Raw genomic sequence first — 13929 nt, 5'->3', positions numbered from 1 at the left:
CAGAAAGCACCGGTGCGTCAAGGCCGGGCCCCCGGCGCTGCCCGTGTTTCCCGGGACGGGGAATTTTCTGCGCCGCCGACACTTTGCTCTTGACGAAGGCCTGCTTTCCTCCTAAAAGGTCCTTCCTGCCACGCCGTAAACGGCCTGGCGGCAATGTTCCCCGGTAGCTCAATCGGCAGAGCGGGTGGCTGTTAACCACTAGGTTCGCGGTTCAAGTCCGTGCCGGGGAGCCAGAAATCTCAAGGGATTTCAGGAAACGTTCTTTCCTGGAATCCCTTTTTCGTATTGAAGTCCACCCTTCCCACCTGTCTGACACCTCGCAGCAGACTTCTCCCTCAAATTCTCGTTTAATTCCGTCTCCCGAATCACTATTTACGAAGAATTGATGATCTTCCTCATTTACCCCATTTTCACTTGTATCCCAGCCGCACGCGGCAACAGCCACTGCACCGAATCTGCTTGACATAGACGTGCTCGAATTTATAAGCGCTCAAGCCCCAAACAACGTCAGAACCGCTGAAAGCGATTACGCAGAATATATAATTAGCAAACGTTTGACCCCTCACTGCAGAAGTGATAGCGTCCGACTGCAAGGTCCTACTGTGCACAAGTTTTTTCAATAAAGACAACACGATAGTGAAACCTCATGACAAATTTTGGCCATTTAATATAAAGAGCAAAATGTGCGATTCGATCATATGGGAACCTGAACAACGGCACTACGAACAATAGAGACCACCATGAAATCAAAACTTTTCGGCGAGTTCGATCCTAGTAGTGAAACAAACAAACAATTCATTTCTGATCTAAAAACCATATTCGACTTAGATCAAAGGCAGCGTCATGCAATAGCAAACGCCCTGCCTGGTCTCGTCTCGATCCGGACTGAAAAAGAAATGGAAAAACGGATCGAAGATATTCAGTCAGAGACAGGAACAACACGACTCCTCATCGGACATATTTTTGACATTGCAGGCTTCTTCTTACGCCAGATGCTAGATGACCGCCTGAAGGACGAACCCCACACAGATTGGTCTAGTGATCTAATCGAACTCGGCCTACTTGAACAAGATCAAGAAGCAATATTCTTGGCTTTTTTGCAGGAACTGAAAGAAAGATCTGTTCCAGAACTGTCACAGGCAAAAAAAGAGCGCACGTACGAGGCCGGTGTACTTCCTGTTCTCCGCAGTTGTGGAACTACTGTCGAGTTGAGAGCAGTTTTTGATAAGCCGTACCGATGGGGCACCCCTCTAGACAAATACAACCCCATATTGGAAACTGTTATTCCAGTCATCTCAGTCCGTATCACGTTAGATTCTGGCGAGACTAGTGATATCGGGTTCCAGATTACGCCCGAGGTGGCTGACCTCCTCATTAACCAATTGGGGGCGGCAAAATTGGATGCCGACCTACTTTTACAAAAGATCACAATACCAGAAAGTAAACAAGCATAGGCCGCAGGCTGGTGCCCCTTAAAGCAATTCATCCGACGACGCGTGTAATCGTATGAAGGCATCAAAAATTTTATACTCAACAAATTGCCTTCTTGCGTATCGCATCAATCAATTGTATTATGATGATAAGCATTATGTCTGGGCTGCGTCAGAAGCTGGCTCAGAAGTCGATTCCGACTGCCTTCTTGCCAACCCTCCCACTTCTCAACCCATGCATCGATACAAGCAACTTGCGCTTGAGTCACAACGCGGTGACTTACATGGTCTATTTATCAAGGAGCAAAAGACTGGTATCAGGCGCGGCGCCGAAGTAAAATACGAGGCAAGGATTATTTCATCAAAGCAAAAAAAAGATATATTCAAAATAGTTGAGCTTTCAACCCCCCCTGATTTTAAGCCTTTAATGTACCAAATGACATACGATGACGTCAAACAGCTAATCTCTATCCCTGATATTGGAGAACTTGCTCACCCCTGCTCATCGGAATTTCTTATTCTTTCATTGCCTCGGGAATTATTCCGAGTACATGATTTTTCGGAATTAATGGTATGACAACAAATCTTCATGCTTTACCATTGGGAAAGGCCATCAAGGCAACATACGTCTTGACAAAGCTCTTGACTCATCGCATCGATGTTAGATCGACATATGAAGTTCCTGCTGCCGATCGTGATGTTTTAAATGCAGTATTGTGCACCGTCGCCGAGGTCGAGCAAACAGAAGGAGTACCCCTGACCAACCTCTCTCCTGCTCGTGTAGCTGACTATATCACACATTTTGATAACTTGGTTTCCGAAAAAGTTTTATCAGAAACCCCTTTGAGCCCCAGCGATGAGAGCCTAATGATTGCTATACGCACTCCACTTTGCCCAAACAGATAGGGTATATTATTTAGCACTTAACTACGCTACTTTCCTACCCCATACTGCAAATATTACGTAAGGGCAAAGAAGACTCGAGTGTACATGTTGCCCTCATCGCGCAAATTCCGTAGTGCCATTCCATTACATATCCTTATCCAGGGCATTCCGCACCAATCTACCAGATCGATATCCAGGGCTACCCACAAATATGCAAGATAACGAATCAACAGCCGAAGCGCACACCGAAACCAATACAAATCACCCCGAGTGCCCACGTCTCATCTTAGACAACTGCCACCGCAAGTTTGCAAACCATTCCGCATACATTACCTGCGTTTTGCAGGCCTGACAGAACCTCTTCTCAATATGCCTCCGCCTTTAAAAACGAAATCTGAGTTTTCTCTCCCTACACTCCAAACTCCTCCCTGTTGACATATCTCACCGCACGCCAAGCCCCCCTGTCTAACAGTCATTATTTGCCTATCACCCCCCTTTGCAGTTATGCTATGGTCAGGATTGTGGCCTGACCACACCCAGCAGCCCTGAAGGCAGACAGAGATCGAGTTTCCAACCAAGGACTATGTCTCGTGCGCACCACACAACGCTTCCTGCTCGCCTGCGCCCTCGCCGCCCTGGCTTTCGCCACGTTCATCGTCATCAACCAGGCCAGGTCCTACGACCAAGCCCAAGAAGAGGCGCGCAACCATTCGCGGGTCATCGCCAACGCCCTGTGGACATTTGAGGAGTCCAGCGCCCTGGCCTATCTGCGCCTGGCCGCGGAGTCCTACGGCTACGAATGGATCGAGGTCAAGGACGACCTGGACAAGGTCTTTCTGCGCATCGAAGGGCCCAAGCCCTCGCGCACCGACTCCCTGCTCATCGCCATCGGCCTCATCCCCCGCCACGTGATCAGCGCGGACATCCGCCACGACAACCGCACCATCGGCACCATCCGGGTGCTCTGGCCCTCGCGCGCGGTGTACATGTACCTCTACGTGCTCCTCTGCCTGGTGCTGTTCATGGGCGGGGTCTGGCTGTTCCTGCGCCTGCTGGACATGAACCGCCACCTGGAGACCCGGGTGCGCAAGCGCACGTCCGAGCTGGAAAGCGTCCTGGCCGAACTCAGGGACAACGAGGAGAAATACCGCTCCCTGGTGGAGAACATTCCCGGGTCCGTGCTGCACTGCCGCAACGACGAGAACTGGACGCCGCTGTTCGCCAGCGACTCCCTCTGCGACATCACCGGGTTCCCGCCGTCGCGGTTCTTCTCCGGGGAGATCGCCTACACCCGCGACGTGGTGCATCCCAACGACAGCCTGCGGGTGCGCGCCACCATCTCCGACGCCCTGACCCGGGGCGCGGACTTCAACATCGAATACCGCATCATCCACGCCGACGGCCAGCTGCGCTGGGTCTCGGAAAAGGGCCAGGGCGTGTCCTGGCGCGAGGGGCGGCCCGAATATTTCACCAGCGCCATCTTCGACATCACCCCGCGCAAGCTCGCGGAGCAGGAGCTCATGCGCCTGCAGAACCTCTTGCAAGGCATCATCAACTCCATGCCCTCGGCTCTGGTGGGCGTGGACTCCTCGGGGCACATCACCCAGTGGAACCTGGAGGCCGAACGGGTCACGGGCATCAGCGCGGCCGCGGCCCACGGCCGGCCCCTGGAGGAGGTCTTCCCGGCCCTGGCCCCGGAGATGGAAAACGTGCGCACGGCCATCAAGGAGCACCGCGTGCTGACCACGCCGCGCCTGTTCCGCCAGGACAGGGGCGAGGTGCGCTTCGACGACGTCACCGTGTTCCCCCTGGTGGCCAGCAAGATGGAGGGCGCGGTGATCCGGGTGGACGACGTCACCGAGCGCGTGCGCATCGACGAGATGATGGTCCAGACCGAAAAGATGATGTCCGTGGGCGGGCTGGCCGCGGGCATGGCCCACGAGATCAACAACCCCCTGGGCGGCATCCTCCAGGGCGCGCAGAACATCGTGCGCAGGCTCTCGCCGGAGCTGGCCGCCAACGCCAAGGCCGCCGAGGAGCTGGGCTTCTCCATGGACCAAATGCAGCGGTACATGGAACAGCGGGGCATTCTGCGCATGCTCGCGGGCATCCAGGACTCCGGCCAGCGCGCGGCCAAGATCGTCTCCAACATGCTGGACTTCAGCCGCAAGAGCGGCAACAGCATGGCCCCTTGCGAACTCAACGACCTGGTGGAGACGGTGCTGACCCTGGCGGCCAGCGACTACGACCTGAAAAAGAACTACGACTTCAAGAAGGTGCGCATCGTGCGGGAATGCTCGGACTCCCTGCCCCCGGTGACCTGCGCGCACACCGAGATCGAGCAGGTGCTCTTCAACCTGGTCAAGAACGCGGCCTACGCCATGGCCGATGTGCCCAAGCCCGGGGTCAAGCCGACCATCGTGCTCAGGACCTTCCAGGCCGGCGGCTACGCGGTGCTCCAGGTGGAGGACAACGGCCCGGGCATGTCCCCGGAGACCCGCAAACGCATCTTCGAGCCCTTCTTCACCACCAAGGCCCCGGGCGTGGGCACGGGCCTGGGCCTGTCCGTGTCCTACTTCATCGTGACCCAGAACCACGGGGGCCAGTTCAGCGTGGAGTCCTCCCCGGGCGTGGGCTCGGTGTTCACCATCCGCCTGCCCCTGTCCCGGTAGGGCGCGCGACGCCACGGAGCACAGCGCGGCCCCGGCCCCTCGCGAGGGGCCGGGGCCGCGTTTCATTCGTCCGTCAGCGGACGGCTAGACGCCGCACTCGCCTTCGCCCTTGAGCTCGGCCACCAGGGCGTTGAGGTCCTCGGCCTGCTCCAGGAGCTCGCGCAGGGCCTTGGCGGACTCCTCCACTCCCTGGGCGGTTTCCGAGGCGATGGCGTTGATCTCCTCCAGGGCCTGGCTGATCTCCTCGCTGGCCGCGGACTGCTCCTCGGCCGCCGTGGCGATGCTCTGGATCTTCTGGGCGCTCTCCTCGGTGCCCGAGACGATCTCCTCCAGCACCACGCCGGACTCGTTGGAGTATTCCGTGGCCTTGACCAGGCCCTCCATGGCCACGCGCATGCCCGAGATGTTCTCGGCGGCCACGCGCTGGATGGCGTCGATGGAATCGCCCACCTCCTTGGTGGCGCTCATGGTCTTCTCGGCCAGCTTGCGCACCTCGTCGGCCACCACGGCGAAGCCTCGGCCCGCGTCGCCCGCGCGCGCGGCCTCGATGGCCGCGTTGAGCGCCAGGAGGTTGGTCTGGTCCGCGATGTCCGTGATCACGCCCATGATGGCGCCGATGGCCTCGGCCTGGGCCCCCAGGGTGTTCATACTCTCCTGCAGGGCGTCGGTCTGCGTCCGGGTGGTGTTCATGGCCGCCACGGACCGGCCCACCACCTCGGCGCCCTGGCGGGCCTTGCCCGTGGCGTCCTCGGCGTTCTGGGAGGCGTCCGAGGCGTTCCTGGCCACCTCCAGCACCGTGGCGTTCATCTCCTCCATGGCCGTGGCCGTGGTGTGGATGCGCTCGCGCTGGTTCTCGGTGCCGCCCCTGATCTCCTCGGACTGGGCGGAAATCTGCTCCGTGGCCGAGGCGATGCGCGCCACCACGGCCTCCAGGCGCTCGGCGGCCTGGCACATGCCCTCAGCCTTGGCCCGCTCGGCGCGCTTGGTGGCCTCCTCGGCCTCGGCCTGGGCCTGGGCGGCGGCGGCGGCCTTGTCCTCGGCCTCGCGGCTCTTGGCCGTGATCTCGTCGATGTTCGCGGCCAGGGTCTCGGCCATGGCGTTCAGGGCCTGCTGGAGCTTGGCGGCCTCGTCGCGGCCCTGGACCTTGAGGGCCACGTCGTAGTTGCCCCCGGCGATCTCCTCGGCCGCGGCCGTGGAATTGGCGATGGGCACGGTGATGCTGCGCACGATGAGCCAGGCCAGGGGCAGCACGCCGAGCACCAGCACCGCGCCCAGCACGGACACGATCCAGGCGGTGTGCTCGTTGACCACCTCGGTGATGCGCCCATCCACCTCGTCCTTGGCCGCCTGGATATTGTCGATGTAGATGCCCGTTCCGACCCAGAAATCAGTGCCCGGAATCATCTCCGCATAGCCCAGCTTGGGCACGTCGCCGGCCCCGGGCTTGGGATAGATGTAGTCGATGAATCCGCCCCCGGCCTTGGCCTTGGCCGCGAGCCCCTTGACGTAGGCCACCCCGTTCTTGTCCTTGACCCCGGCCAGGTCCTTGCCCCGCAGGTCGGGCCTGGGCGGCACCGTGACCACGGTGGTGCCCTGGTAGACGAAGAAGTAGCCGGACTTGTCCGCCTCGAAGCGCACGGGGTCCAGGGCGGCGCGGATGAGCTCCACCCGCTCGGCGTCCCCGGGAACGCCCTTGACCACCTCGCCCAGGGCCAGGGCCAGGGAATGCGAGGCCACCTGCAGCTTGTCCTTTTGCCCGGCGAGCATGCGCTCGTCCACCTGGCCCACGCTGAGGGTCTTTATTCCTTCGGAATTATTCAAAAACGCAGCCACGGTACCGGCGATGAACAAGATCAGAAGCGCCAGCACGAAAAATATGCGCACTGGAATGGAAAACGAACGCAGCATGATACGCCCCCATCAGTATTGATTTATAAATACAAGTTTGTTCAAAAATACATCATTTCATCTGCCACGGCAAACAGAACGACGACAACCGCCTGTTGCTCCATTGTTGATCTCCAATAAATCCGGATGGCGCGAAACAGGCCCCGGAAACGGCGACGATGCGGTCCGGACGCGGAGCGCGCCGCCCTTACGGGAAACCGCGCGGGAAACCCGCACCACGCGCGGACGCGCCACCGGAAGGCGGCGGACAGCCCAGCGCGAATCCCGACGCGGGGCGCGGGCCGCCCGCCGGGCCGCCCGCCGGGCGCACGAAAAACCCTCCCGCGCCAGTATGGTCAGCGCCGGGGAATTAGTGTATTTATATGGGCTTCGATCCCCAGGAACATTTGCCACAAGGAGAGCCTTTGTCATGATCGCAGCCGTGCCCAAGGAAACCTTTCCCGGCGAACGCCGCGTGGCCCTCGTGCCCGCGGTGGTGCCGCAGCTCGCCAAGGCGGGCTTCGAAGTCCTCGTGCAGAGCGGGGCGGGAGTCCCGGCCGGATTCCCGGACCAGGCTTACGTGGACAAGGGCGCCACGCTGGTGGCCGAGCGCGCGGAGCTGTTCTCCCGCGCGGACGTGCTGCTCATGGTCCGCACTCCCGGGGCCAACCCGAGCCACGGGGCCCAGGACCTCGCCCTGATCAAGCCCGGCCAGATCGTGGTGGGCCACGCCGACCCCCTGGGCGATCCGTCCCAGTCCGAGGCCGTGGCCAGGACCGGGGCCGTGCTCTTCGCCATGGAGCTCATCCCGCGCATCACCCGCGCCCAGAGCATGGACGTGCTCTCCTCCATGGCCACCCTGGCCGGCTACCAGGCCGTGCTCCTGGCCGCCGCGGCCCTGCCCAAGATGTTCCCGATGATGATGACCGCCGCGGGCACCATCGCCCCGGCCAAGGTCTTCATCGTGGGCGTTGGCGTGGCCGGGCTCATGGCCATCGCCCAGGCCCGCAAGCTGGGCGCGGTGGTGGAGGCCTACGACGTGCGCCCGGCCGTCAAGGAACAGGTCCAGAGCCTGGGAGCCAAGTTCGTGGAAATGGAGCTGGACTCCGGGGGGTCCGAGGACAAGGGCGGCTACGCCAAGGCCATGGACGAGGCCTTCTACGCCAAGCAGCGCGAGCTCATGACCCGCGTGGTGGCGGGCAGCGACGTGGTCATCACCACGGCGGCCGTGCCCGGGCGCAAGGCCCCGGTGCTGGTCACCGCGCCCATGGTGGAGGGCATGCAGCACGGGTCCGTGATCGTGGACCTGGCCGCGGCCACGGGCGGCAACTGCGAGCTGACCAAGGCCGACGAAATCGTGATCACGGGCAACGGCGTGACCGTCATCGGCCCCACGGACCTGCCCTCGCAGATGTGCGGCGACGCCTCGCGCATGTACTCCAAGAACATCGTGACCATGCTCCTGAACATGACCGAGGACGGCGCGGTGAACATCGACAAGGACGACGAGATCGTCGCCGGCACCATGGTCACGCGCGACGGCAAGGTCGTGCACCCCATGCTGCTGGAAAAACTCCAGGCAGCGTCCTAGGAGTCATTTTGCGCAGGCCGTTCAAAAATAACGAGATGCGAGGCGCAAGGAAAATTCAAGACCGACGCGTACTGCCCGTACGCGAGGGTTTGAATCTTTCGCGGCAACGAAGCAGATCGCTGTTTTGGGGCGGCCTGCCAGGCCAAGGAGAATAGAATTATGGAAGCTTTCGTCATCGGACTGACCATCTTCGTGCTGGCGGTTTTCGTCGGCTTCGAGGTCATCACCAAGGTCCCGCCGACCCTGCACACCCCGCTGATGTCCGGCACCAACGCCATCTCGGGCATCACCCTCATCGGGGCCATCCTCTCGGCGGGCAGCGAACACGGCGCCCTGACCACCGTCCTCGGTGTCGGCGCCCTGGTCTTCGCCTCCATCAACGTGGTGGGCGGCTTCATGGTCACCCACCGCATGCTGCACATGTTCAGGAAAAAGGACCAACGCTCATGAACGTGAATTTCATCAACCTCGCCTATCTGGTGGCCTCGGTCCTGTTCATCATGGGCATCAAGGGCCTGACCAGCCCGCGCACGGCCGTGCGCGGCAACCTGCTCTCGGCCCTGGCCATGCTCGTGGCCGTGGCCGCGACCCTGGTGGACAGGCACGTGCTGACCTTCGAATACATCATCGCGGGCGTGGCCGTGGGCTCCATCATCGGCGCGATCCTGGCCGCCAAGATCGAGATGACGGCCATGCCGCAGCTGGTGGCCGTGTTCAACGGCTTCGGCGGCGGCGCGTCCGTGCTGGTGGCCGGCGCGGCCTACCTGGAGGCCATGGGCGCGGGCCCGGCGCAGGCCGGGGGCGACTACCAGATGCTCATCGCCACGGCGGCCTCGGGCATCATCGGCAGCGTGACCTTCTTCGGCAGCTTCATCGCCTTCGCCAAGCTCCAGCGCCTGTTCCTGGAAGGGGCCTGCTCGTTTTCCGGGCAGCGGGCGGTGAACCTGCTCGTGGCCCTGGGCACCCTGGCCCTGGGCGCGGCCATGGTGATCATGCCCGAGCGCACGGACCTCTACTGGTGGATGACGGCCGCCTCCGCCGTGCTCGGGTTGCTCCTGACCATGGCCATCGGCGGCGCGGACATGCCCGTGGTCATCGCGCTCCTCAACTCCTATTCCGGCATCGCGGCCTCGGCCACGGGATTCGTGCTCGGCAACAACGTGCTGATCATCTCCGGCTCCCTGGTGGGGGCCTCGGGCGTGATCCTGACCAAGATCATGTGCAAGGCCATGAACCGCTCCCTGGCCAACGTGCTCTTCGGCGGGGCCATGGGGCCCAGCGAGGCCACGGCCAGCGCCGACGACGTGTACGCGGGCAAGGTCAAGGCCACCTCGGGCGAGGAAGTGGCCATGCTCCTGGACGGGGCGCGGCGCGTGGTGGTGGTGCCCGGCTACGGCATGGCCGTGGCCCAGGCCCAGCACGCCGTGCGCGACCTGATGAACCTGCTGGAGAAGCGCGGCTCCCAGGTGGAATTCGCCATCCACCCCGTGGCCGGGCGCATGCCCGGGCACATGAACGTGCTCCTGGCCGAGGCCGAAGTGCCCTACGAGAAGCTCCGGGAGATGGACTCCATCAACCCGGAGATGGGGCAGGTGGACCTGGCCCTGGTGCTGGGCGCCAACGACGTGGTCAACCCTCTGGCCAAGACCGACCCCAGCAGCCCCATCGCGGGCATGCCCATCATTGATGTGGACAAATGCCGCACCGTGGTGGTCATCAAGCGCAGCCTGTCCCCGGGCTTCGCCAAGATCCCCAACCCCCTGTTCGCGGCGGACAACACGCTGATGTACTTCGAGGACGGCAAAAAGGCCGTGCAGGAGATCGCCGAGGCGGTCAAGGAACTCTAGAAACCCTCGCCATCCGCGCTCAAGCCCCCGCCCGCCGCGCCGGACGGGGGCTTTTTCGTGCCGCGGGCCGGGGCGGCGGCGGCGCATGCGGCAGCATGATGAAGCATGAGGGACCTTGATCGACCTTGATCGAGTATCGGACCGCTGAGGACACATGACTCCTGCTTGCTCTGTCTATCCACATCTAATCTGCATTAAACAAGCATTTTCCAACCTCTTGACACAGACAGCTATCCATACTAACAATACCGATTGACCGAAAAGGCGGATTGAACCACAGCCGCCGACAATGGGCACATCCTGGCCTGCCAATCAAAAGAAAGCTGCATCACTTCGCACATTCTTGATCAGCAGTACAACAGTCTGACAGTTGTTACATATACGCTAATAGAGCTTTTCATTACATAATTTTACAGCGACAAATACAGTATTGCTTCGCAACAAGAACACACACATGTCCGACCATGCCTCCGGCGCACGTACGCCGGACCGCTTATACCGATCCTCCGGCCCGCGCCTGCCGCGCGGCCTGAGGGGCAGGTATCCCCTGCCCCGTTTCGCCTAGGCCGCCCCGCAGCAGCCGTCATTTCCCTTTGCCCTGTTTGTTCCCGACGGCCGCTCGCAGAGCGGACCGTATTCATCCTACCGACTCCGTGGAGACGCAATGCCGAAAATAGTTGTCGAAAACCTGTACAAGATATTCGGGACGGCCCCGAAAAAAGCCCTGGCCCTGCTCGAGCAGGGAACCAGCAAGGAAGAGATCCTCAAGAAGACCGGCCAGAGCGTGGGCGTGAACAACGCCAGCTTCGACGTCGGGGAAGGCGAGATCGTCGTGGTCATGGGCCTGTCCGGCAGCGGCAAGTCCACCCTGGTGCGCTGCATCAACCGCCTCATCGAGCCCACGGCCGGACGCGTGGTGGTGGACGGGGTGGACGTTCGCGAGCTGGACATCCAGGAACTGCGCCAGCTGCGCCAGGAAAAACTGGGCATGGTCTTCCAGAACTTCGCCCTCTTCCCCCACCGCACGGTGCTGAGGAACACGGAATACGGCCTGGAGATCCAGGGCGTGGACCAGGACCAGCGCCGCGAAAAGGCCATGAACGCCCTGGAGCTGGTGGGGCTCAAGGGCTGGGAGGAGGCCCACCCCCGCCAACTCTCCGGCGGCATGCAGCAGCGCGTGGGCCTGGCCCGGGCCCTGGCCCTGGACCCGGACATCCTGCTCATGGACGAGGCCTTCTCGGCCCTGGACCCGCTGATTCGCCGCGACATGCAGGACGAGCTCATCAACCTCCAGGACGAGATGAAGAAGACCATTCTGTTCATCAGCCACGACCTGGACGAGGCCCTGAAGCTCGGCGGGCGCATCGTGCTCATGAAGGACGGGGAAATCGTCCAGGTGGGCACGCCCGAGGAGATCCTGACCAACCCGGCCGACGACTACGTGGCCCGCTTCGTGGAGGACGTGGACATCACCAAGGTGCTCACCGCGGAGATGGTCATGAAGAAATCCGAGGCCGTGGCCTATCTGGGGGCGGACGGCCCGCGCTCGGCCCTGCGCAAGATGCGCAGCAACGCCATCGGCTCCCTGTACGTGCTGGACAACCACGGCAAGCTGCAGGGGCTGGTCACGGTGGAGGACTGCGCGGACCTCATCAAGCGCGGCTCCACGGACCTGGAAAGCGTCATGACCCGCCAGACCGACGCCGTGGCCCCGGACACCCCGGCCGCGGAACTCATCCAACTCATACACGACCGGTCCATCCCCCTGCCCGTGGTCACGGAAACGGGCAAGCTCAAGGGCGTGGTGGTTCGCGGCTCGCTTCTCGGCGCCATCGCGGAAAGAGGAGGCAACTAGACCATGACCATACCGCAATTCCCCCTGGGAGAAATCATCGAGGCCTCCATCGACTTCCTGGTGGAGCACTTTTCCTTCGCCACCAAGGCCTTCTCCGCGGTCCTGGGCCACGCCCTGGACGTCCTGGAAACGGGCCTGATGCTGCTGCCGCCCTGGGCCTTCATCCTCATCGCGGCGGCCCTGGCCTGGAAGCTGACCCGCAAGAGCCGGGGCGTGACCATCCTCACGCTCTTCGGCCTGGGCCTGATCTGGAACCTGGGCCTGTGGCAGGCCACGGTGAGCACCATCGCCCTGGTCATCGTCTCGACCCTCACGGCCATCATCCTGGGCGTTCCCGTGGGCATCCTCTCGGCCATGAGCCGAGGCGTGTACCGCGTGGTCATGCCCGTCCTGGACGTGATGCAGACCATGCCCGCCTTCGTCTACCTGATCCCGGCCATCCCCTTCTTCGGCCTGGGCAAGGTGGCGGCCATCTTCTCCACGGTGATCTTCGCCATGCCCCCGGCCATCCGCCTGACCTGCCTGGGCATCCGCCAGGTGCCTCTGGAGCTGGTGGAATGCGCCGAATCCTTCGGCTCCAACCGCTGGCAGCGCCTCGTCAAGCTGGAGCTGCCCCTGGCCGCGCCCACCATCATGGCCGGGGTCAACCAGACCGTGATGCTGGCCCTGTCCATGGTGGTCATCGCCGCCATGATCGGGGCCAAGGGCCTGGGCGGCGAGGTCTGGAAGGCCATCCAGCGCCTGCAGATGGGCAACGGCTTCGAGGCGGGCATCGGCATCGTCATCGTGGCCGTGATTCTGGACCGGGTGCTGCAGAAGGTGGGCAACCGCAACTAGCCGACAAAAGTACTGAAGATAACAGAAACGCACTGGAGGAAACATGCACAAGAAGATTCTGACCGCGCTGTTGGCCGCCCTGATGGTGGCCGCGTTCTGCGTCCCCGCCTTCGCGGGCAAGGGCAAGGTCCGTCTGGCCTACGTGGAATGGTCCTGCGCCACGGCCAGCACCAACCTGGCCCAGGCCGTACTGCAGGAGAAACTGGGCTACGAAGTGGAGATCCTCCCCGTGGCCGCCGCCGCCATGTGGCAGGCCGTGGGCACCGGCGACGTGGACGGCATGGTCACCGCCTGGCTGCCCGTGACCCACGCGGACTATTTCGCCAAGTTCAAGGACAAGGTGGAGAACCTCGGCCCCATCACCGGCGGCGCAAAGCTGGGCTGGGCCGTGCCCGCCTACGTCAAGGCCGAGTCCATCGCCGACCTGAACAAGTACGCCGACAAGTTCGACGGCAGGATCATCGGCATCGACCCGGGCTCCGGGCTGATGCGCCTGTCCGAGAAGGCCGTGAAGGCCTACGGCCTGAAGCTGGAGCTCATGGAGGGCAGCGGCGCAACCATGACCGCCGCCCTGGCCAACGCCGAGAAGAACAACGAGTGGGTGGTGGTCACGGCCTGGTCGCCGCACTGGATGTTCGGCAAGTGGGACCTCAAATACCTGAAGGACCCCAAGGGCACCCTGGGCGGCGAGGAGCACATCGACACCATCGTGCGCAAGGACCTCCAGAAGGACCTGCCCGAGGTCTACAACTTCCTGGACAAGTTCCACTACGAGAGCGTGAAGCAGTTCCAGACGCTCATGGCCTGGAACCAGGAAAAGAACGCCGATCCCTACGAGAACGCCAAGCGCTTCATCAAGGAGAACCCGCAACTGGTGGACTCCTGGCTGAAGTAGCCCCGATTTCGAACAAATGAAAAGGCCCCC

Annotated in this window: 10 protein-coding genes and 1 tRNA gene; 10 read left to right on the top strand and 1 reads right to left on the bottom strand. The window is 62.0% G+C overall.

The features are described 5' to 3' along the window. Positions 1–157: 157 nt before the first annotated feature. The 4 genes from ACYYG1_RS10645 (at position 158) to ACYYG1_RS10630 (ending at position 4987) form a co-directional block, all read left to right on the top strand. Positions 158–233 (top strand) — tRNA-Asn (locus tag ACYYG1_RS10645). Between the two features lie 507 nt (positions 234–740). Then, positions 741–1454: a hypothetical protein gene (locus tag ACYYG1_RS10640; protein WP_461210288.1), complete on the top strand. Its 714-nt coding sequence runs from the start codon at positions 741–743 to the stop codon at positions 1452–1454. 52 nt (positions 1455–1506) lie between these two features. Beyond that, positions 1507–2007: a hypothetical protein gene (locus ACYYG1_RS10635; protein ID WP_461210287.1), complete on the top strand. Its 501-nt coding sequence runs from the start codon at positions 1507–1509 to the stop codon at positions 2005–2007. 898 nt (positions 2008–2905) lie between these two features. Further along, entirely contained in the window at positions 2906–4987 is a 2082-nt protein-coding gene (locus ACYYG1_RS10630; RefSeq protein ID WP_461210286.1) for a PAS domain-containing sensor histidine kinase, read from the top strand. An 84-nt stretch (positions 4988–5071) separates the two neighbouring features. Here the strand turns inward: ACYYG1_RS10630 and ACYYG1_RS10625 are convergent, their stop codons facing one another. Beyond that, the gene (locus tag ACYYG1_RS10625; RefSeq protein WP_461210285.1) at positions 5072–6895 is read right to left on the bottom strand and encodes a methyl-accepting chemotaxis protein; all 1824 of its coding nucleotides are present in this window, start codon (positions 6893–6895) and stop codon (positions 5072–5074) included. Positions 6896–7304: 409 nt separating this feature from the next. Between ACYYG1_RS10625 and ACYYG1_RS10620 the strand changes: the two genes are divergently transcribed. From ACYYG1_RS10620 to ACYYG1_RS10595, 6 genes are all read left to right on the top strand, one after another. After that, positions 7305–8465: a Re/Si-specific NAD(P)(+) transhydrogenase subunit alpha gene (locus ACYYG1_RS10620; RefSeq protein WP_461210284.1), complete on the top strand. Its 1161-nt coding sequence runs from the start codon at positions 7305–7307 to the stop codon at positions 8463–8465. A 159-nt stretch (positions 8466–8624) separates the two neighbouring features. Continuing rightward, positions 8625–8915 (top strand): NAD(P) transhydrogenase subunit alpha part 2, encoded by a 291-nt coding sequence (locus ACYYG1_RS10615; protein ID WP_461210283.1) that lies wholly within the window; start codon positions 8625–8627, stop codon positions 8913–8915. Beyond that, complete coding sequence (locus tag ACYYG1_RS10610; protein ID WP_461210282.1) at positions 8912–10312, top strand: NAD(P)(+) transhydrogenase (Re/Si-specific) subunit beta; 1401 nt, start codon at positions 8912–8914, stop codon at positions 10310–10312. The genes ACYYG1_RS10615 and ACYYG1_RS10610 overlap by 4 nt, the downstream gene beginning before the upstream one ends. Before the next feature lie 664 nt (positions 10313–10976). Further along, the gene (locus ACYYG1_RS10605) at positions 10977–12167 is read left to right on the top strand and encodes a quaternary amine ABC transporter ATP-binding protein (RefSeq protein ID WP_461210281.1); all 1191 of its coding nucleotides are present in this window, start codon (positions 10977–10979) and stop codon (positions 12165–12167) included. A 3-nt stretch (positions 12168–12170) separates the two neighbouring features. Further along, positions 12171–13004 carry an ABC transporter permease gene (locus tag ACYYG1_RS10600; protein WP_461210280.1) on the top strand — a complete coding sequence of 278 codons (834 nt, stop codon included), beginning with the start codon at positions 12171–12173 and terminating at the stop codon, positions 13002–13004. A gap of 43 nt (positions 13005–13047) precedes the next feature. Next, positions 13048–13899 carry a glycine betaine ABC transporter substrate-binding protein gene (locus tag ACYYG1_RS10595; RefSeq protein WP_461210279.1) on the top strand — a complete coding sequence of 284 codons (852 nt, stop codon included), beginning with the start codon at positions 13048–13050 and terminating at the stop codon, positions 13897–13899. Positions 13900–13929: the final 30 nt, after the last annotated feature.

The organism is Desulfocurvus sp. DL1XJH-121, from assembly GCF_054819825.1.
This window is presented reverse-complemented; position numbering and strand designations above follow the sequence as displayed.

Bases quoted from the DNA above. Each gene is read 5' to 3' on its own strand.
- ACYYG1_RS10640 (WP_461210288.1), top strand. From the start codon at position 741: ATGAAATCAAAACTTTTCGGCGAGTTCGATCCTAGTAGTGAAACAAAC.
- ACYYG1_RS10635 (WP_461210287.1), top strand. From the start codon at position 1,507: ATGAAGGCATCAAAAATTTTATACTCAACAAATTGCCTTCTTGCGTAT.
- ACYYG1_RS10625 (WP_461210285.1), bottom strand. From the start codon at position 6,895: ATGCTGCGTTCGTTTTCCATTCCAGTGCGCATATTTTTCGTGCTGGCG.
- ACYYG1_RS10620 (WP_461210284.1), top strand. From the start codon at position 7,305: ATGATCGCAGCCGTGCCCAAGGAAACCTTTCCCGGCGAACGCCGCGTG.
- ACYYG1_RS10615 (WP_461210283.1), top strand. From the start codon at position 8,625: ATGGAAGCTTTCGTCATCGGACTGACCATCTTCGTGCTGGCGGTTTTC.
- ACYYG1_RS10610 (WP_461210282.1), top strand. From the start codon at position 8,912: ATGAACGTGAATTTCATCAACCTCGCCTATCTGGTGGCCTCGGTCCTG.
- ACYYG1_RS10605 (WP_461210281.1), top strand. From the start codon at position 10,977: ATGCCGAAAATAGTTGTCGAAAACCTGTACAAGATATTCGGGACGGCC.
- ACYYG1_RS10600 (WP_461210280.1), top strand. From the start codon at position 12,171: ATGACCATACCGCAATTCCCCCTGGGAGAAATCATCGAGGCCTCCATC.
- ACYYG1_RS10595 (WP_461210279.1), top strand. From the start codon at position 13,048: ATGCACAAGAAGATTCTGACCGCGCTGTTGGCCGCCCTGATGGTGGCC.